This is a genomic window from Microbacterium sp. zg.B48, assembly GCF_024623505.1.
In the GTDB taxonomy this organism is placed as follows: Bacteria; Actinomycetota; Actinomycetes; order Actinomycetales; family Microbacteriaceae; genus Microbacterium.
Genome location: NZ_JANJFE010000017.1, coordinates 87635 through 105437, shown reverse-complemented (window position 1 = coordinate 105437; position 17803 = coordinate 87635). Strand labels below are relative to the sequence as shown.

Sequence of the window (17803 nt, the reverse complement as noted above, 5' to 3'; positions counted from 1 at the left end):
CCCGGCACGTCACCTGCTCCACAGGCGTCACCCGGCGAGCAGCTGCGCGCGGAGGGGCTCCAGTCCCATCGGGCCCAGTGCCAGTGCGTCCCGGTGGAAGGCGCGCAGCGAGAATGCGTCGCCCTCCGCGGCCGCCTTTTCGGCACGAGCGTCATGCCACAGCCGCGCCCCGATCTTGAAGGCGAGCGCCTGTCCGGGCCAGCCCAGATAGCGGTCCACCTCGAAGCCGGCCAGATGCGGCTCGACGAGGGCGAGCTCGACCAGCATCCGCTGCGCGAGCTGAGGGGACCATTCCGTTTCGGCGACCAGCGAGTTCGCCGGGATTGCCCACCCGGTGTGCAGGCCGATGTCGGCCACGATGCGAACCGAGCGCCAGATCTGCCCGAGCAGCAGCCCCAGCCGTTCGGCGGGATCGCGGACGAGGCCGAGCTCGTCGGCGAGCTGCTCGGCGTAGTGCGCCCAGCCCTCGGCATAGCCGTGGATATGGCACAGGTGCCGCTGCCAGGGGTGCAGGTCCGAGGAGGAGGCGGTGACGGCGAACTGGAGGTGATGACCGGGAAGCCCCTCGTGATGCACACTGGTCACCTCCTGCCAGGTCGCCGCGACCGGCACGCCGCTGGGGATGGTCCAGACGATCCGGCTCGGCACGGACCCGTCCGGCGGAGCCGGCGTGTAGTAGACGACGCCGGTGGAGGCCTCCGCGACGACGCATTCGACGTTCCGGATGCCGGACGGCAGGTCGAAGGCCGGTTGCAGAGCCCCGATGGTCTGGTCCACGCGACGTTCCAGCCACGACCGGATCGCGTCCACACCCTCGAGCCGGTAGCCCGGATCGGCGTCGAGGAGCTTTGCCGCGCCGCGCACCGGGTCGGCCCCGGTGCCGCCGAGCGATGCGGCCAGCGCACGCGCTTCGGCCACGAGGCGCGTCAGCTCGGCCCAGCCGTACGCGTACGTGTCGGCGAGGTCGATGCGTGCGCCGAGCATGGCCGCGGCGAGGTCGGCGTACACCTGGACGCCGACGCCATCGACCGTCGGCGCGAGCGGCCGCAGCTCCTCGCGCAGCACCGCGAGCAGCTGTCCGAGAGCGGCGTTGGCCGCATCCGCCGCGGCGCGGACGCGGCCACGGGTCGCGGCGTCCACCGGGTCGTCGATCGGAAGGGAGCCGAACCAGTCCGCGCTCAGCCACAGCTCGATCTGCGCAGTGAGCGTGTCCAGCTGCCGCACGGGGGCGATGCCGGTCCCGGTGAACCGCTCGGCGTTCGAGGCGGCCCAGCGCAGGGACGCGATGTACTGGGCGATGCCGTCCGGCACGGCCTCGAGCCGCGCGACCAGGTCTGCGCCGGCCGCATCCGCGGTGACGGTCAGCCCCTCGATCGCGTACCGGATCAGGTGGACGGGGCTGGCCAGGCCGGCGACCAGGCGCGGGGTGAAGCCCGTGTCGAACAGCAGCCGCTCCCGCTCGAGCCGTTCCGCCAGCGCGGCCCGCAGCGGGTCCTCACCGGCCGTACCCGGCAGGGCGTCCAGGGCGGCGAGCACCTCGCCCTGCAGCGCGTACTTGCGCTGCAGCCATTCAGGGCCGATGTCGGCCAGCGGTCCCGGCGACGCAAGACCGGCGGCCTGGGCGGCGTCCGGCTCGTGCGCGGCGAGCTCCGCGACGTACTGGTCGGCGATACGGCGGACGGAGTCGGCGGCGCGGTTCACCGACCCAGCCTACGCACGTGCGGTCGCGGCGATGCCGCGGGGAGGGAGACCCGCGGATCGGCGGGCGCGTCTGGCCCCCTGCGCCACTGCGGCGATCATGGCCGGGCGCGCGCTCAGCGCGTCAGCGGAACCTCGATCAGCTGACGTCCGCCGACCGGCGCGGTGAGCGCCTGATCCAGCGCGGCCCGCGTCGTCACCCGCTGGTACTCCCAGCCGTAAGCGCGAGCAAGGTGCTCGAACCGGGTGGTGTGGGGCGTGTACAGCACGCGGTCCATGACCTCCGCCGAGGCGATTGCGGCCACCTCGAGGTCATCGAAGATGGTGCCGCCCCCGTCGTTGCCGACGACCACCTGGATACGCGGCTCGTCCTCGGCGGGCGGCAGCAGCAGCGCACCGGCATCGTGCAGCAGGGCGAGATCGCCCAGCAGCACCCGGGTGACGCCGGGGCGCCCGCCGGTCTGGGACCCGATCGCGATGCCGGTCGCGGTGGCGACGGTGCCGTCGATCCCGGCGAGGCCCCGGTTGGCGTGGACGGGCACCTTCTTGCCCCCGAGCAGGTCATCGGCGACCCGGACGAGGCGGGATGAGCCGAACACGAGCCGGTCGTGCGGCCAGGTGGCGCGCCACACCGCGTCGACCATGGCTGCCCGATCCAACGGCGCACGCACGGCCGCCAGCTCCGCTTTGATCGCCCCGAGCCGCTCCGCCGGCACCGCGGAGGACAGCCCGTCGGCATCCGGCGCAGGGGGGCTGAGGTCCACGGAGGCATCCCGCGAAGCCCGCAGCCACTGTCCGAGCCACTCCCGATCCGGCTCGCCGGCGGCGACCGCGACCGCGTCGACGGCGATGGTGGCTCCGTTGAGGTTGAGCGGCTCCCCGGGGCCGCGGACGGCCAGCACCTCGACGCCCGGATCGGACAGCAGTGCGGCGCTCTGTCTGCTCAGGGTGGGATGCCCCAGGACGACGACCCGCTCGATCCGTCCGCCCAGCTGCGGATCGGACAGCAGCCGGCGGTAGCGGTGCACGAGGTTGCGGCCATACCGGGACCCGCTGACGATCTCTGCGATCAGCGGCCACCCGCCGGCGTGGGCGAGAGCCTCGGCGTCCGTTCCGGCATCTGCTCCCGCGAGCACGACCGTGCGCGGGCCGCGATCGAGAAGGTGCGGCAGATCGTCGGGTTCGGCCGGCTGGTCCGCTTCGCCGATCCCTCCGCCGCCCTGGTAGAGGGCGCCGGAGGCCTCGTCCTCCGGCGGCTCGTCCGCGATCGGGGCGGCATCCTGATCCGCCGCCGCGGTCGTGGTCAGCTCGGCGGTGGGCGCCCCCAGCCAGCGCGGCGCCTGGCCGCCCAGGGGCTCGCGGAACGGGACGTTCACGTGCACCGGGCCGGGCGCGCGCGTCCCGGCACCCAGCGCCGCCTCGACCGCGTCCGCCGCGACCTGGCGCAGCATGACACTCTGCTCGCCGTCGCCATCCGAGTCGGTCTCCTCGGGCACCGGAAGGTCGGCTTCCAGACGCGCGCTGGAAGAGAACAGGCCCAGCTGCCGGGTGGTCTGATTAGCGCCGACGCCGCGCAGCTCCGGTGGTCGGTCCGCGGTCAGAAGCAGCAGCGGCACGCCCGCATGGTGGGCTTCCAGGGCGGCCGGCACCAGGTTGGCCGCCGCCGTTCCAGAGGTGCACACCACCGCTGCGGGCATGCGCGTCTCGCGTCCGATGCCGAGCGCGGTGAACCCGGCGACCCGCTCATCGATGCGCACGTGCAGCCTCACCCTGCCCTGCAGCTCCAGTTCCGCGGCGACCAGCGCGAGGGCCTGGGAGCGCGACCCCGGGCTCAGCACGATGTGGCGGACGCCCAGATCCACGAGTGCGCCCAGGAATGCCGCCGCGGCATCCATCGCGGGTGAGAGGACGGTGCGCTCCTCCTCGGCGGGCACCGAACTCGCCGGAGCAGGATCGTCCCCGAGCGCGCCGAACTCGGCTGCCCCGTCGTGGACCACTAGCCGACGGCGCCGCGCTGGCCGCGCGGGTCTTCGTCGCCGTCGGCGGGACGATCCGTTGCGCGTTTCGGCGCGTCGGAAGCGGGAGAACCCGATCCGGGAGTTCCGGCGGCCGGTGAACCGGCGGCCGTGGCCGGTGAACCGGCGGCCGTGGCCGGTCCGTCCGGCGTCCGCCAGCGCGGGTCGTCATCTTCCGCGTCCAGAAGCGCAAGCTCTTCTTCGAGTCGTCGGATCCGCTCGTCCTGATCGCTCAGCGTCCCGATCTTCTCGAGGAACTCCGGGTCATCATCCGGAGCACGCCGGGCCGCGACAGAGGAGCGTCGGACGCGACCGACCGTCAGCCAGAGGAGCCCGCCCAGGACGGGCAGCAGGACGACGATGAGGATCCAGATCGGCTTGCTCACCCCGCGGTGCCGGGTGGCGGGCTGCACACTGCAGTCGACGATGGTGTAAACCCAGAACGCTGTGGCCACCAGCGCCAGAATAAGCAGTACTCTCGGCACACCCCCATCCTAGGCGCGTGGGAGGCTCCGCGGTCCGCCGTGACCGGACCGAGACTCCTCCCAGCTGGGAATGCCCTCAACACGCTCGATCTAGGATGGACGGATGAAAGCCCGCTCCGCCCTCGTCTACACGGCGCTGAGGCTGCTCGCATTCCTGGTGCCCTTCGGCATCCTGATGATCTTCCCCGTCTTCCGCGAGCTGTACTGGCTCGCGGCCGTCTTCGCGGCGCTGATCGGACTGAGCCTCTCGCTGCTGTTCCTGCGCCGCCCCCTCACCGAGGTGACGACCGAACTGGCGCAGCGACGCGCGAAGGCGAAGGCCGCGGCGAGCGACGAGGACGTCGAGGATGCGATGGACCGGGACGCTCCGTCGCGACTGTCAGCCGACGAAGGCCCACAGCAGGAACGCGCCGTAGGCGACTGACGTCAACGAGGTCAAGGTCAGTGCGACCACCAGCTCTCGTGGCAGCCGGTAGGTCCACACGATCAGGATCGCCGGCAGCGCCGCCAGGAGGCCGAGCATCGCAAGCCACGCGATCGGGTAGAACAGGGCCAGGAAGCCGGCGATGACGAACGGTGCCAGCACGAACACCGTGAACAGGATGCGCGTCCACCGACGACCGATCAGCACCGTGAGAGTGCGCTTCTTGGCCGCACGGTCCTGGTCGATGTCGCGCAGGTTGTTGGCCAGCAGGACGGCGCACGCGAGAAGTCCCGCGCCGACGCCGCCGAACCACGCCTCCTGCGGCACAGTCAGCACCTGCACGTAGGTCGTTCCGACGGTCGCGACGAGCCCGAAGAACACGAACACGAACAGTTCGCCCAGACCGTAGTACCCGTACGGGCGCTTGCCCCCGGTGTAGAACCACGCGGCGATGATGCACACCGCGCCGATCAGCAGCAGCCACCACTGCTGGCTGCGGATCACCAGCGCGAGCCCGGCGACGGCCGCGACGGCGAAGAACACCATCGCGGCGATCAGGACCGCTCTGGGCGATGCCTTGCCGGATGCCGTCAGGCGAGCGGGGCCGACCCGGTGCTCATCGGTGCCGCGGATGCCGTCGCTGTAGTCGTTCGCGAAGTTCACCGCGATCTGCAGGCTCACCGAGACGGCCAGGCACAGCAGCGCCAGCACCCAATGGAACAGTCCGTCCACGAGGATGGCGGCGCCCGTTCCGATCAGGACCGGACTGATCGCCAGCGGCAGCGTGCGCAGGCGGGCGCCTCCGATCCAGTCGCCGAGGCTCGCCTTCTGGACCCGGCGCGGGTCGCCCTCCTGGTGCACCTTCTGCGGATTGCCGCGCGAGGGATGCGTGCGAGTGCGGGGACGCTTGCGCTTCTTACTGGGGGTGCCTGCCACGAGGTGCCATCCTACGGCCTGTGCAGTGCCACAACCGCGGCCCGGATCGCCTCACGGTCGGGCTTGCCGCTCGGGAGCGTCGCGATCTCGTCGACCAGCACAAGGCGATTCGGGCGGGCGTGCGCTCCGATCTCCTCCGTGACGGCCGCGCGCGCCTCCTCGAGCTGCACCGACTCGCTGCGCCGAAGCGCCTCACCGCGCGGAACCACCGCGACCGAGGCTTCGCCCCACCGCGCGTCGGGGACGCCGACCACCACCGCGGATTCCAGTCCGGGGATCGATCGCACCACCCGCTCGACCCGGTCCAGCGACACATTGATCCCGCCGGTCACGATGACGTTGTCGATACGTCCCCGTACGCGAAGCAGATCGTCCTCGAGGATCCCGGCATCCCCGGTGCGGTACCACCGCGTTCCGTCCGGGTCGCGCGGAAAGGCGAGGTCCGTGGCTCCCGGGTCGCCCAGATACCCGTCGGCCAGAGTCGGCCCGGCGACCTGGATCTCGCCCTCGACGATCCGCACCGAGACGCCGCGCAGCGGACGGCCGTCGTAGACGCAGCCTCCGCTGGTCTCGGTCGCGCCGTACGTGCGCACCACCCGCACGCCGGCATCCAGTGCCCGCTCGAGCGTCGCAGGGGCGACCGCCTGGCCGCCCACCAGGATCTGCTCGAACGAGCGCAGCCCGCGCAGGACGGACTCGTCGGATGCCGCGGCATCCAGCAGCGTGGTCAGCTGCGCCGGCACCAGCGACGTGTACGTCGGTATGCGGGTTCCTCGGTCGGTCGAGAGCATCATCAGCGCGGCCGCGGTGAACGCCCGCGGGGTGAAGCCGCCGGTGAGCCAGGCCGGCTCGCGGTCGGCGACGATCGAGCGGACGAGCACCTGCAGCCCCGCCACGTAGCTCGGGGGCAGCGCAAGCAGCCAGGCGCCGTCACCGATCCGATCCGCCGTGGCCAGCGCGCCCGCCGTCAACGCGTCGCGCGTCAGCACCACGCTCTTGGGCACCCCCGTGGAGCCGGAGGTCGTCACCACCACGGCGGTGCCGGCCGGCACCTCCGTCGGCGCATCCCGCACCATGCCCAGGCCGAGCGCGGGTCCTGCGCCATGCAGTGCGGATCGAAGGCTGCGCAGAATCTCGCGCGGGTCGTCGCCCACGACTGGTTCGAGTCTCACGTCGTCACCACATCTCCACTCGCCGTGCGGCCCACGGCAACCATCCGTGCCGACCTCGGGCGGTCGGCGCCGCTGTGCGACGGGGACCGCTGCGGGTCAGTAGTGCCAGGGGTACGGCGACCAGTCGGGGTCGCGCTTCTCGAGGAACGAGTCGCGGCCCTCGACGGCCTCGTCGGTGCCGTAGGCCAGACGTGTGGCCTCGCCCGCGAACACCTGCTGCCCGACCATACCGTCATCGACCGCGTTGAACGCGAACTTCAGCATGCGGATGGCGGTGGGCGATTTGGTCAGGATCGTCCGGGCCATTCCGATCGCCTCGCGCTCGAGGTCGGCGTGCGGGACGACGCGGTTCACGGCGCCCATCTCGTACGCGCGCTGCGCGGAGTACTCCTCGGCGAGGAAGAACACCTCGCGCGCGAGTTTCTGGCCGATCTGACGTGCGAAGTACGCCGAGCCGTAGCCGGCGTCGAAGGACCCGACATCCGCATCCGTCTGCTTGAACCGGCCGTGCTCGGCGCTGGCGATCGTGAGGTCGCAGACCACGTGCAGGGAGTGCCCGCCACCGGCCGCCCAGCCCGGGACCACGGCGATGACCACCTTCGGCATGAAGCGGATCAGCCGCTGCACCTCGAGGATGTGGAGGCGGCCGGTGGATGCGGCACTCTGGCCCGTGGTGTCGCCGGCGTACTCATAGCCCGCGCGCCCGCGGATGCGCTGGTCTCCGCCCGAGCAGAACGCCCACCCGCCGTCCTTCGGGCTCGGGCCGTTGCCGGTGAGCAGGACCACGCCGATGCGGGAATCCTGGCGCGCGGTGTCCAGCGCCCGGTACAGCTCGTCGACCGTGTGCGGGCGGAAGGCGTTGCGCACGTCGGGACGGTCGAACGCGATCCGCGCGATACGGCCATCCGGCGACACGTGTGCGGTGATGTCCGTGTACGCATCCGCGCCCGGGGCAGGGACCCACAGGGCAGGGTCGAACAGCTCCGAGACGGTCACGGGCGACCGCCGTTCTTGGCGTCGCGCCAGTCCAGCCAGCGCTGCACCAGCGCGAAGTCCCAGTCCGGTCCCTGGAACCCGAGCGTGAACAGGCGGGTGCCCGCGGCGAACAGCTGATCGGCGACATCCTCGTCGCGAGCATGCAGTTCGTTGGAGACGATCAGTCCGGAGGTGTCGTGACCGTCGCGCTCGCCCCAGTTCTCGATGACGCGGACTTTGTGGGCGATCTCCTCCGGGGCGACGAAGCTGTGCCAGATATCGGCGTGCTTGGCCACGATGCGCAGCGTCTTCTGCTCGCCCTTGCCGCCGACCATGACGGGGATCTGCCGCGTGGGCGGCGGGTTCAGCCGCGGCCAGCGCGCGGCGATCCGGTCCAGACCGTTCGCGAGGTCGTTCAGCCGCGTGCCGGGGGTGCCGAACTCGTGGCCGTATTCGTCGTAGTCGCGCTCGAACCAGCCGGCCCCGGTGCCGAGGATGAACCGGCCCGTCCCGCCCTTGGCACTGATGTGGTCGATCGTGCGGGCCATATCGGCCTGCAGATCGGCGTTGCGATAGCTGTTGCAGTTGACCAGGGCGCCGAACTCGACACGCTCGGTCTGCTCCGCCCAGGCCGCCAGCATGGTCCACGACTCGAAGTGCATGCCGTCGGGCTCCCCGGTCAGCGGGAAGAAGTGATCCCAGTTGAACAGGATGTCCACGCCCATGTCCTCGAGGCGGCTGGCCGCGTCGCGGAAGGCGCCGTACGGGGAATGCTGGGGCTTGAGCTGCACGCCGAAGCGGACGGGAGTGTCGAGGTTGGGCATGCGGATAGCCTAAAGCGGCACGGAGACCGACGGCTCCGCGAGGGCGTCGTCGACGCCCTCGCGGGCGCTCAGCGTCGCAGCACCCGACGAAAGGCGTCGAACGTGCTCCATGCGGCGATCGCGACAGTTGCAGCCAGGATGCACACCACGATCACGACTCGGGCGTCGCGGTCGATATCGAGGTACTCGACGAACGCGGGGTCGAAGAGAAGCCCGGTCACCGCCAGCCAGACGATGGGCACGGCCCAGCCGAGAGCGATCAGGGCTGTCGCGATCGCGCTGCCCATCCCCCACCGACCGGTCGCTCTCGCCCGGATCACGACGAAGGCTCCAGCCAGGATCAGCACCACCCCGACGATCAGACTCCACGGCCACAGCGCCGGATTCAGCACGGACATCGGCCCGGCCTCCGGGACCGCCCAGGACGCCGTGACGAACACGAGGCCCGCGATCGCGAACAGGACGGAGACCCCCAGAACGATCTTCTCTACACGGCCCGCGGGCATGCCCTCGTTCGGGTCCCGGGACGGCAGGTGGTCAACCGTCCACGCGCCCACCGGCTCGCCGGCACGGTCGAGCGCCGCATAGACGATGGTCATGCCGGTGAAGATCACCGCCCCGGCCGCGATCGTGACGCCGATCGTCGGACCGACGATCCCCCACAGCGGTCGGTCTTCCAGGATCATGGCGAGCGCAACGCCGAAGGCGACGAACGGCAGCGTCCACCAGAGCACGATCCGCAGGACCCGCCGCCAGGTGGGATACCAGCGGGGGCCGATGAGGTGAAGCGGCCGGTCGGCGTACCCGGCCGCCAGCACAGCCGGATCGCCCATCCCGCTCAGTACGGCGAGCTCCGCCGCGGCCGGTGTGTCGCCGCTTCCGACGCGGCCATCGATCTGGTCCTGGATCGAACCGCGCAGCTCCGCCGCGTGGTCGGCGCGTTCCCGCGGAGGCAGCGATCTCGTCGCTGCCTCGACGTAGCGGCCGATGTAGTCCTGCCGGGTGATCGGTTCCATTTTCCCTGTCCTTCGTGTCTGCCGGCGCGCTCAGCGCGCGCGGCGCGCCTTGAGGAAGGCGTCGATGGTGTCCCACACCGCGATCAGGACGATCCCGAATCCGATCAGCGCGGTCACGACCGTCTCGGCGGTCTGCGCCGCGTCGGACGGCATGAGCTGTGCGAAGAACTCGGGGTTGACCAGCTCCCCGAGCAGCAGCAGCCACAGGGCGGGGATCGCGATCGCGACGTTGAGTGCGGCGTTGACGGTGGCGGTCGCCCTCGTCCACCTGCCCCGCGCGTAGACGAAGATCGCCAGCAGAGCCTCGAGCACGATGAGCGCGAACAGTGCGGTGATCCACCAGGGCCACAGGCTGGGCGCGAGGAACGGCATCCATTCGCCCGCCGCAGCGAAGTACGCGAAACCGACGAAGTGATCCCACACCACCGCACCGGCGGCAAGAGCGAGGAACACCAGCGACCCGATCAGGTCGCCGAGCTTGGCGCCGTTCTCCTTCAGCTCGGGGAGGTCATCGACGGACCACGTGCCGACGAGTCCGGCGCCCCGGTCAGGGGTGCTCCGTTCGACGATGAAGAAGATCAGCGTCGTCCAGAAGCCGATGTGCACGATGACGGACAGCGCGACCGAGACGACCGCGCCGATCCCCTCACCCACCTGCGCCCCGGAGAAGACCTGGCCGAGGCCGACGCCGAAGGCGGCGCACGCCGGGACGATCGCCCAGAGCAGTTTGGTCAGGCGCCACCACGTCAGGTAGTAGCGCGGTCCGATCAGCCACAGCGGGCGGTCGGTGTAACCGGCGGCGAGCGTGTCGGGGTCGCCGAGCTCGGTGAGCACGGCGCGCTCGGCGGCGTCCAGCGCCGCGCCGTCGGCGACGCGCGCCTCGATCTGGTCGTCGATGGATGCCCGCAGCTCGGCGGCCAGGTCGGCGCGCTGACTCTCAGGCACGGTGCGCATCGCGGTCGCGACGTACCGATCGGCGAGGGTGGCGGTGATGGTCATGTCAGTCCTCCTGGAAGGGTGTCGATCGCTGCCGCGATCGCACGGAACTCGTCGGTCAGAGCGTCGGCCAGGCGAGTGCCCGCGGCGCTGGTGCGGTAGAACTTGCGGGGCCGGGCCTCGTCGGTGTTCCACTCGCTCGTGAGGTGGCCCTGCTTCTCCAGCCGGCGCAGCAGGGGATACAGCGTGTTGGCGTCCGTCTCGAACCCGCGAGCGCTGAGCTCCTCCAGCAACCCGTATCCGTAGCCGGGCGTCTGCAGGAGCCGCAGGCACGCCAGGACCGCAGTGCCGCGCCGCAGCTCCTGCAGGTGGGTGTCAAGTGCTTCCGTCTCGCTCATGAATCACACTGTACTGTGTGACACACACTGTAGTCAATGGCACATCGCAGTGTCCGGAATTGCTTATTCGGGGAGTCGGACGGCGCGGGCGTGACCGGCACCCGCACCGACGCCCCGCCGACGCACAGCGGAGGCAGGCATGTGCGAGGGAGCATGATGGAGTCGTGAGCACCGACGCCGCCGCATCCTTCCCCTCCCTTGCCGATCTGCTCGACTCGATGCGCGTGGTCGCCCTCCCCCTGGCCACGCGGTTCCGGGGCATCGACATCCGTGAGGCGGCGCTGATCCACGGCCCCGCGGGATGGACCGAGTTCTCGCCCTTCCTCGAGTACGACGACGCGGAGGCGTCCGTCTGGCTCGCCGGCGCCATCGACTTCGGCTGGTCGGCCCTGCCGGCACAGCATCGGGATGTCGTGCCGGTCAACGCCACCGTTCCCGCAGTCGATGCGGCATCCGTGGCCGCGGTGCTGGCGCGGTTCGACGGATGCCGCACCGCGAAGGTCAAGGTCGCCGAAGCCGGCCAGCGGCTCGCAGATGACGTCGCGCGGGTGCGGGCCGTCCGCGCCGTGATGGGTCCGGAAGGCCGCATTCGCGTGGATGCCAACGGCGCCTGGAACCTCGACGAAGCCGAGCACGCCTTCCACGCGCTCACCGAGTTCGACCTGGAGTACGTCGAGCAGCCGTGCGCGACGATCGACGACCTCGCCGAACTGCGCCGGCGGGTGAAGTATCTCGGCATCCCGATCGCCGCCGACGAGAGCGTCCGCAAGGCCGCCGATCCGATCGCCGTTGCCCGCGCCGGGGCGGCCGACATCATCGTGGTGAAGGCGCAGCCCCTCGGGGGTGTGCGCCGCGCCCTGGAGATCGTGGCCGAGGCGGGGCTGCCCGCCGTCGTCTCCAGCGCCCTGGAGACCTCCGTCGGACTGGCGATGGGAGTCGCGCTGGCCGCCGCCCTTCCCCAGCTGGACTACGACTGCGGCCTGGGCACGGCCGCACTGCTGACGGCGGATTCCGCCTCGCCGGCGCTCCTCCCGCGCGACGGCGCACTGCCGGTGGGTCGGGTCGCCGCCGATGCGGCGCAGCTGGACCGGTACGCGGCATCCGAAGATCGCCTGGAGTGGTGGCGTGCGCGCATCGCGCGGTGCCATTCGGAACTGGTCCGCGCGAGCGACCGCGCGAACGCCTGACCGGCGATCCGGCTCAGTCGGTCGGCGGCTCGATGACCAGCTGAGCCACCCGCGCGATCTCTTCGCTGGTGCGCCGGCACACCGCGGCGTAATCGAGACCGGCCATCGTGGCGCGCACGGACTCGCTCTCCCACACCGTGAGCATGAGCCGCGCGACCTGGTCGGCGGGCATGCGGAAGCTGAGCGTCTTGGCCTGGGCGATGTCGGTGATGATCTGCGCGACGCTCGCGCGCATCTCGGCCTCCTGCGCCAGATAGGCGGCACCCAGCTGCGGGTCGCGCAGCGCGTGGATGCGGATCTCGCTCATGAGCAGGATGGCGAGGCGGTCATCGCCGGAGACATCGAGCACCTGCTGCACCAGCGACAGTGCGTCGGTGGCGACGTCGTGCAGCTGTCCGCCGCGCTCGAGCTGGGCCACCCGGTCCCGGACACCGGCGACACGGGCCAGCGCGACGCGGCTTGTCAGTTCCAGGAACAGCTCATCCTTGGACTCGAAGTTCGAGTAGAAGGCGCCGCGCGTGAAGCCGGCGCGCTCGCAGATGGCCTCGACGGATGCCGCGTCCAGACCCTCTTCGGCGAACACCTGGGCGGCCGCATCCAGCAGCTTCTGCACGGTGGTTTCGCGTCGGCGCGACGTCACGGTGACGGTGTCGGTCATCCACTCTCCTCGGGCTCGCTGGTCACCACTCAAAATACACACGCAGCACTCAGGTTGAGGGCGGCTGCGGGACTTACGATACACTCATGTATCCGATACAGCGCTGTATCCAACCTGTCTGATTCCTGGTAGCCCCGGAGGCGCTGTGTCCACTCTTCTGTATGCCCTCGGCCGTTGGTCATACCGGCACCCGTGGCGGGTGCTGGTCGGCTGGATACTGCTGCTGGCCATCGCCGGGGCCGGTGCGCTGACGCTCGGTCAGGGCACCAGCAACACCTTCTCCATCCCGGGCACCGAGTCCCAGGCCGGCATCGAGCAGCTGAACCGGACCTTCCCCCAGGCCAGCGGCACCAGCGCCCAGATGATCGTCGTGGCCGCGGACGAAGCGCAGATCGGGGACGAGCCCTACGCCACCGCGATCACCGACACCGTGGCCGGACTGGAGGATCTGGACGGCATCCTCGCGGCGACCGATCCCTTCGACGAGATGGTCAACGGACTGGTCTCGGAGGACGGCGACGCCGCCATCGTGCGACTGCAGTTCGACGGGCAGGCCACCGACGTTCCCGCTGAGACCAAGACGGCGCTGCAGGATGTCGCGACCGAACTGCGGGAGGAGCTTCCCGCCGGGTCCGAGGTCGCCCTCGGTGGCGACCTGTTCGCGATCTCCGTACCCGGGGTCACGATCACCGAGGCGGTCGGCCTGCTGATCGCCCTCCTCGTTCTCATCGTCACTTTCCGCTCCTTCGTGGTCGCCGGGCTTCCGCTGCTGACCGCGATCATCGGGGTCGGCCTGTCTCTCGCCCTCCTCTTCCTCTCCACCGCGTTCGCAAGCATCACCTCGACCACCCCGTTGCTGGCGCTGATGCTCGGACTGGCGGTCGGCATCGACTACGCCCTGTTCATCGTCGCCCGGCATCAGGACCAGGTGCGTGACGGAATGGAACCGGAGGAGTCCGTGGCGCGCGCGACCGGCACCGCCGGATCTGCCGTCGTCTTCGCCGGCATCACCGTGCTGATCGCGCTGATCGGACTGTCCTTCGCCGGCATCCCGTTCCTGACCACGATGGGCATCGCCGCCGCCGTCGCCGTGGCGATCGCGGTGCTGGTTGCGCTCACCTTGACCCCGGCGATGCTGGCGTTCCTCAAGGGCCGCGTCGCCGGGCGAGCGAAGCGCCCGCGCACGAAGGCCGCGAAGGCGCCGCGACGCGGATTCGCGGAGCGCTGGGTGGGACTTGTGACCAAGCATCCGATCGTCACGACCGTCGCCGTCGTGCTCACTCTCGGAGTCATGGCGATCCCGGCGGCCAGCCTGGCGCTGGCCCTGCCCAACGCCGGGATGCTGCCGCAGCAGAACGAGGCGCGCCAGAGCTACGACATGGTGGCGGAGGAGTTCGGCCCGGGCTTCAACGGGCCCATCGTGCTGACCGGCACCATCGTGACCTCCACCGACCCCGTCGGGCTGATGAACGACCTCGGCGACGATGTCGCGAGCCTCCCCGGCGTCGAGGCGGTCGCACTGGCGACTCCGAACGAGAGCGCCGACACCGGCATCGTGCAGCTGATCCCCACCACCGCCCCCGACGACCCGGCCACGGCCGACCTGGTGCGGGAGCTGCGCGACCAGCACGACCGGTGGCTGGACGAGTTCGGCATCGACGTCACCGTGACCGGATTCACCGCTGTCGCCATCGACATCTCCGATCAGCTGGGCGCCGCGCTGATCCCCTTCGGCGTCTTCGTCGTGGGTCTCTCGCTCGTGCTGCTGACGATCGTGTTCCGTTCCATCGCCGTGCCGATCAAGGCGGCGCTGGGCTACCTGCTCTCGGTGGCGGCGGCGTTCGGCGTCGTGGCCGCGGTGTTCGAATGGGGCTGGCTGGCGGACGTGCTGCACGTGACCCGCACCGGGCCGATCATCAGCTTCATGCCGATCGTCCTGATGGGCGTGCTGTTCGGCCTCGCGATGGACTACGAGGTGTTCCTGGTCTCGCGGATGCGGGAGGACTACGTCCACGCGCGGCGCGCGGGTGCAACCCGAGCGGAGGCACGCGCCGTCGCGGTCGGAGCCGTCAGATCCGGCTTCACCTCGTCCGCACGCGTCGTCACCGCCGCCGCCCTGATCATGTTCGCGGTCTTCGTCGCGTTCGTCCCAGAAGGGGATGCCTCGCTCAAGCCGATCGCACTCGGGCTGGCCGCCGGCATCGTCATCGATGCGTTCCTGGTCCGCATGACGCTGACTCCGGCGGTGATGGCCCTGCTCGGCGATCGCGCATGGTGGCTGCCGAAGTGGCTCGAACGCGTGCTGCCCCACTTCGACATCGAAGGCGAGGCGGTCCAGCGCGAGCTCGAGCTGGCCGACTGGCCCGAGCCGGACTCGACGGCCGCAGTCGTCGCGGCGGACGTCTCGGTCAGTGCCGGCGATCTCCACCTCATCGACGGCGCCGGTCTCCGCGTCGAGAGGGGCGAGGCGCTCGTCGTGACCGCGAAGGACGCGCGGGGACCGCGCGCCCTGCTGCTCGCCCTGGCCGGCCGCGCCGGGCTCGAGGGACGCGCCCGCGTCGGCGGGCACCTGCTCCCGGGACGAGAGGCCTGGGTGCGGGCGCACGTGGGCGTCGCGCTCCTGGACGGTTCCGCGCAGCCGGTCCGCGACCTCCGCCGTGCCCTCGCCGGCGCACCGCGCATCGTGGTGATCGACGGCGTCGACGCCCTCACCCCGGCCGGCGTGCGCGATCAGGCCGCCGCGGTGCTGAGGGATGCCGCATCCGCCGCTCCGGAGATGGCCCTGATCGTCGCCTCCGCCTCCCCGGAGGCCGCCCGTGGGCTCCTCGCCGACGCCGGCTGGCCGGACGCACCGGTCCTCGACGTCACGGTGACCAGGCGCACCCACTCGGTGCACCCCACCGAATCGACTTCCACACGGCCGACGGCCGTTCCCACGACAGAGGTACACGCATGACCCTCCACATCGAACGGGCGCGCTCGCGCCGCCCCATCACCTGGCTGACGCTCATCGGTGTCCTGCTGCTGCCCGTGCTGATCGGCGGCATCCTCGTCGCGGCGCTGTACAACCCCGCCGAGCGGCTGGACAGCATGAGCGCAGCGATCGTGAACGAAGACGAACCCGTCACGATCGACGACCAGTACATTCCGCTCGGCCGCCAGCTGACCGCGGGCCTGGTCGAGGGATCCGACGAGATCGCGAGCAACCTGGACTGGACCATCTCCAACGCCGAGGATGCCGCCGCCGGTCTGGCCGACGGAACGTACCAGGCGGTTGTCACGATCCCGGAGAACTTCTCCGCCGCAGCCACCTCCACCGCCCCCGGCGGCACACCCGAGCAGGCGACCATCGAGGTCACCACGCCACCGGATTCCAAGGTCGTCGACGACGCCATCACCGCGCAGGTGACCTCGGCCGCGGCGTCCATCATGGGGCAGGAGCTCTCCCAGGTGTACCTGGAGAACGTGTTCCTGGGGTTCACCACGCTGGGCGATCAGCTCGGCGAAGCCGCCGACGGCGCCGCACAGCTGGCGGACGGTGCAGCGCAGGCGGCCTCCGGGGCAGCGCAGCTGCCCGCCGGGATCGGCCAGCTCGGCGACGGCGCATCGCAGCTGTCCTCCGGCGCGGGGACGCTGGCCGGCGGGCTGGACACCATCGGGTCGGGCACGGCGGCGTCGGCGAACGGGGCGAACCAGCTCGCGGCCGGCCTCGATGCCGCCGCCGCCCAGGTGAACAACCAGGAGCTGGTCCAAGCCGCCCAGGACGCCGCGACCTACGCCGGTACGGCCGCGTCGCAGACGGTCTCGGTCGCGCAGGGCGCCGGTGGGCTGGCACTCACGCTTCAGGGACTGGCCGACGAGTGCCTCGCCTCGGGTGCGTCGCAAGCGTTCTGCGACAGCCTCGGCGCCGCCGCCGGAACGGCCGGAGCCGTCGCGGGCGACGCCGGAGCGGCGGCCACCAGTGCCGGATACGCGAGCGGCTACGCGACCCCGACCGCCTCGGGAATCCAGCAGCTGACCTCGCAGACCAGCGCCGGGTTGAGCGAAGCCGCGGCTCAGACGCGCACTCTGGCTTCGGGCCTGGCCCAGCTCGCCGACGGCACCGTCCAGTCCGCCGAGGGCGCGCGCGGACTCCAGTCCGGCGCGACCCAGCTCGCCGGCGGCGCCACCCAGGCCGCCGACGGCGCGACCTCGCTCGCCGACGGCGTCGGCGAGCTCGCGACCGGGACGGCGACCCTCGCGGATGGCCTGGATCAGGCATCCGCCGCCGTTCCCTCCTACACCGATGCGGACGCCACCAGCCTGGCCACCGTGGTGTCCGATCCGGTGACCACCGACGGCGTCGGCTCGTCGCTGTTCGGCGCGTCGGCGGTGCCCCTGCTGTCCACGCTCGCGCTGTGGTTCGGCGGCCTCGGCACGTTCGTCGCCCTGCAGGCGGCCTCGCGCCGGGCGCTCACCTCGCGCGCCCCGTCGGCGCTCCTCGCCCTGCGCGGGCTGGTGCCGGCCGCCGTGCTCGGCGCTGTGCAGGGACTGCTCGTGGCCGGCGTCGTCCAGCTCGCGGCATCCTACGACTGGGCCCAGTGGTCGATGTTCGCCGCGCTGTGCGTGGTCGCAGGAATCGCCTTCGCGGCCGTCAACCAGGCCCTCGTGGCCGTGTTCGGCGGCGCGGGACGATGGCTTGCCGCCCTGGTCGGCGTACTGGCCGTCGCGACCGGCGTGGTCTCGACCGTGCCCGGTGTGCTGTCCGAAATCGCGGCGCTGCTGCCCACCGCGCCCGCGTACAACGGGATGCTGTCCGCACTGACGGAGACCGCCGGCCTCGGCGCCGGCGTCGCGGGCCTCCTGATCTGGTCGCTGCTCGCGTTCATCGCGACGACCCTCGCTGTGGCGCGGCGACGCGTGGCCAACGCGCGGGACCTGCTCGCGGCATCCCCCGCCCCGGCGTAGCCGTCCTGTCGGCGGTGCTTCGCCCCGGGCGCCTTGCCGTCGCCTGCCACCGCTCCCCTGCCGCTCCCCTGTCACGATCTGCAGCGTCCCGCGGCGTGTCGTGACAGGCGAGCACGGTGGACCGCGCGCCCG

At 71.3% G+C, this 17803-nt stretch carries 15 protein-coding genes; 4 read left to right on the top strand and 11 right to left on the bottom strand.

Annotated features, from left to right (window positions below; genetic code table 11):
* Nucleotides 1-27 precede the first annotated feature (27 nt).
* The 3 genes from NQ152_RS13860 to NQ152_RS13850 form a co-directional block, all read right to left on the bottom strand.
* On the bottom strand, nt 28-1701 hold the full coding sequence (locus NQ152_RS13860) for a DUF885 domain-containing protein (protein WP_257524425.1): 1674 nt from the start codon (nt 1699-1701) through the stop codon (nt 28-30).
* Nucleotides 1702-1814: 113 nt separating this feature from the next.
* The gene (gene menD, locus NQ152_RS13855; protein WP_257524443.1) at nt 1815-3593 is read right to left on the bottom strand and encodes a 2-succinyl-5-enolpyruvyl-6-hydroxy-3-cyclohexene-1-carboxylic-acid synthase; all 1779 of its coding nucleotides are present in this window, start codon (nt 3591-3593) and stop codon (nt 1815-1817) included.
* Nucleotides 3594-3694: 101 nt separating this feature from the next.
* The gene (locus tag NQ152_RS13850) at nt 3695-4198 is read right to left on the bottom strand and encodes a PLDc N-terminal domain-containing protein (protein WP_257524424.1); all 504 of its coding nucleotides are present in this window, start codon (nt 4196-4198) and stop codon (nt 3695-3697) included.
* Nucleotides 4199-4301: 103 nt separating this feature from the next.
* On the opposite strand from NQ152_RS13850, the gene NQ152_RS13845 reads away from it, so the two are divergent.
* Complete coding sequence (locus NQ152_RS13845; RefSeq protein ID WP_257503502.1) at nt 4302-4622, top strand: DUF4229 domain-containing protein; 321 nt, start codon at nt 4302-4304, stop codon at nt 4620-4622.
* On the opposite strand, the gene NQ152_RS13840 is transcribed toward NQ152_RS13845, so the two are convergent.
* The 7 genes from NQ152_RS13840 to NQ152_RS13810 all read right to left on the bottom strand — a co-directional run bounded on the left by NQ152_RS13840 (nt 4578) and on the right by NQ152_RS13810 (nt 10879).
* Entirely contained in the window at nt 4578-5558 is a 981-nt protein-coding gene (locus NQ152_RS13840) for a 1,4-dihydroxy-2-naphthoate polyprenyltransferase (protein WP_257503503.1), read from the bottom strand. The two genes, NQ152_RS13845 and NQ152_RS13840, sit on opposite strands and share 45 nt — an antisense overlap.
* An 11-nt stretch (nt 5559-5569) precedes the next feature.
* Complete coding sequence (locus NQ152_RS13835) at nt 5570-6730, bottom strand: AMP-binding protein (RefSeq protein ID WP_257524423.1); 1161 nt, start codon at nt 6728-6730, stop codon at nt 5570-5572.
* A 96-nt stretch (nt 6731-6826) separates the two neighbouring features.
* Entirely contained in the window at nt 6827-7726 is a 900-nt protein-coding gene (locus NQ152_RS13830; protein WP_257524422.1) for a 1,4-dihydroxy-2-naphthoyl-CoA synthase, read from the bottom strand.
* Complete coding sequence (locus NQ152_RS13825) at nt 7723-8529, bottom strand: LLM class F420-dependent oxidoreductase (RefSeq protein WP_257524421.1); 807 nt, start codon at nt 8527-8529, stop codon at nt 7723-7725. Before NQ152_RS13825 ends, NQ152_RS13830 begins: the two co-directional genes overlap by 4 nt.
* Before the next feature lie 68 nt (nt 8530-8597).
* Nucleotides 8598-9545: a permease prefix domain 1-containing protein gene (locus NQ152_RS13820; RefSeq protein ID WP_257503507.1), complete on the bottom strand. Its 948-nt coding sequence runs from the start codon at nt 9543-9545 to the stop codon at nt 8598-8600.
* A gap of 30 nt (nt 9546-9575) precedes the next feature.
* Nucleotides 9576-10544, bottom strand: coding sequence for a permease prefix domain 1-containing protein (locus tag NQ152_RS13815; RefSeq protein ID WP_257524420.1), 969 nt, complete (start codon nt 10542-10544; stop codon nt 9576-9578).
* Nucleotides 10541-10879: a PadR family transcriptional regulator gene (locus tag NQ152_RS13810; protein WP_257524419.1), complete on the bottom strand. Its 339-nt coding sequence runs from the start codon at nt 10877-10879 to the stop codon at nt 10541-10543. Before NQ152_RS13810 ends, NQ152_RS13815 begins: the two co-directional genes overlap by 4 nt.
* A 164-nt stretch (nt 10880-11043) precedes the next feature.
* On the opposite strand from NQ152_RS13810, the gene NQ152_RS13805 reads away from it, so the two are divergent.
* Entirely contained in the window at nt 11044-12066 is a 1023-nt protein-coding gene (locus tag NQ152_RS13805) for an o-succinylbenzoate synthase (protein WP_257524418.1), read from the top strand.
* A 13-nt stretch (nt 12067-12079) separates the two neighbouring features.
* Here the strand turns inward: NQ152_RS13805 and NQ152_RS13800 are convergent, their stop codons facing one another.
* Complete coding sequence (locus tag NQ152_RS13800) at nt 12080-12724, bottom strand: TetR/AcrR family transcriptional regulator (protein ID WP_257503511.1); 645 nt, start codon at nt 12722-12724, stop codon at nt 12080-12082.
* A 145-nt stretch (nt 12725-12869) separates the two neighbouring features.
* Here NQ152_RS13800 and NQ152_RS13795 point away from each other — a divergent pair, with 145 nt between their 5' ends.
* Together NQ152_RS13795 and NQ152_RS13790 are read left to right on the top strand one after the other, a co-directional pair.
* Complete coding sequence (locus tag NQ152_RS13795; RefSeq protein WP_257524417.1) at nt 12870-15680, top strand: efflux RND transporter permease subunit; 2811 nt, start codon at nt 12870-12872, stop codon at nt 15678-15680.
* Nucleotides 15677-17671, top strand: coding sequence for a YhgE/Pip domain-containing protein (locus tag NQ152_RS13790; RefSeq protein ID WP_257524416.1), 1995 nt, complete (start codon nt 15677-15679; stop codon nt 17669-17671). The genes NQ152_RS13795 and NQ152_RS13790 overlap by 4 nt, the downstream gene beginning before the upstream one ends.
* The last annotated feature ends 132 nt before the right edge of the window (nt 17672-17803 follow it).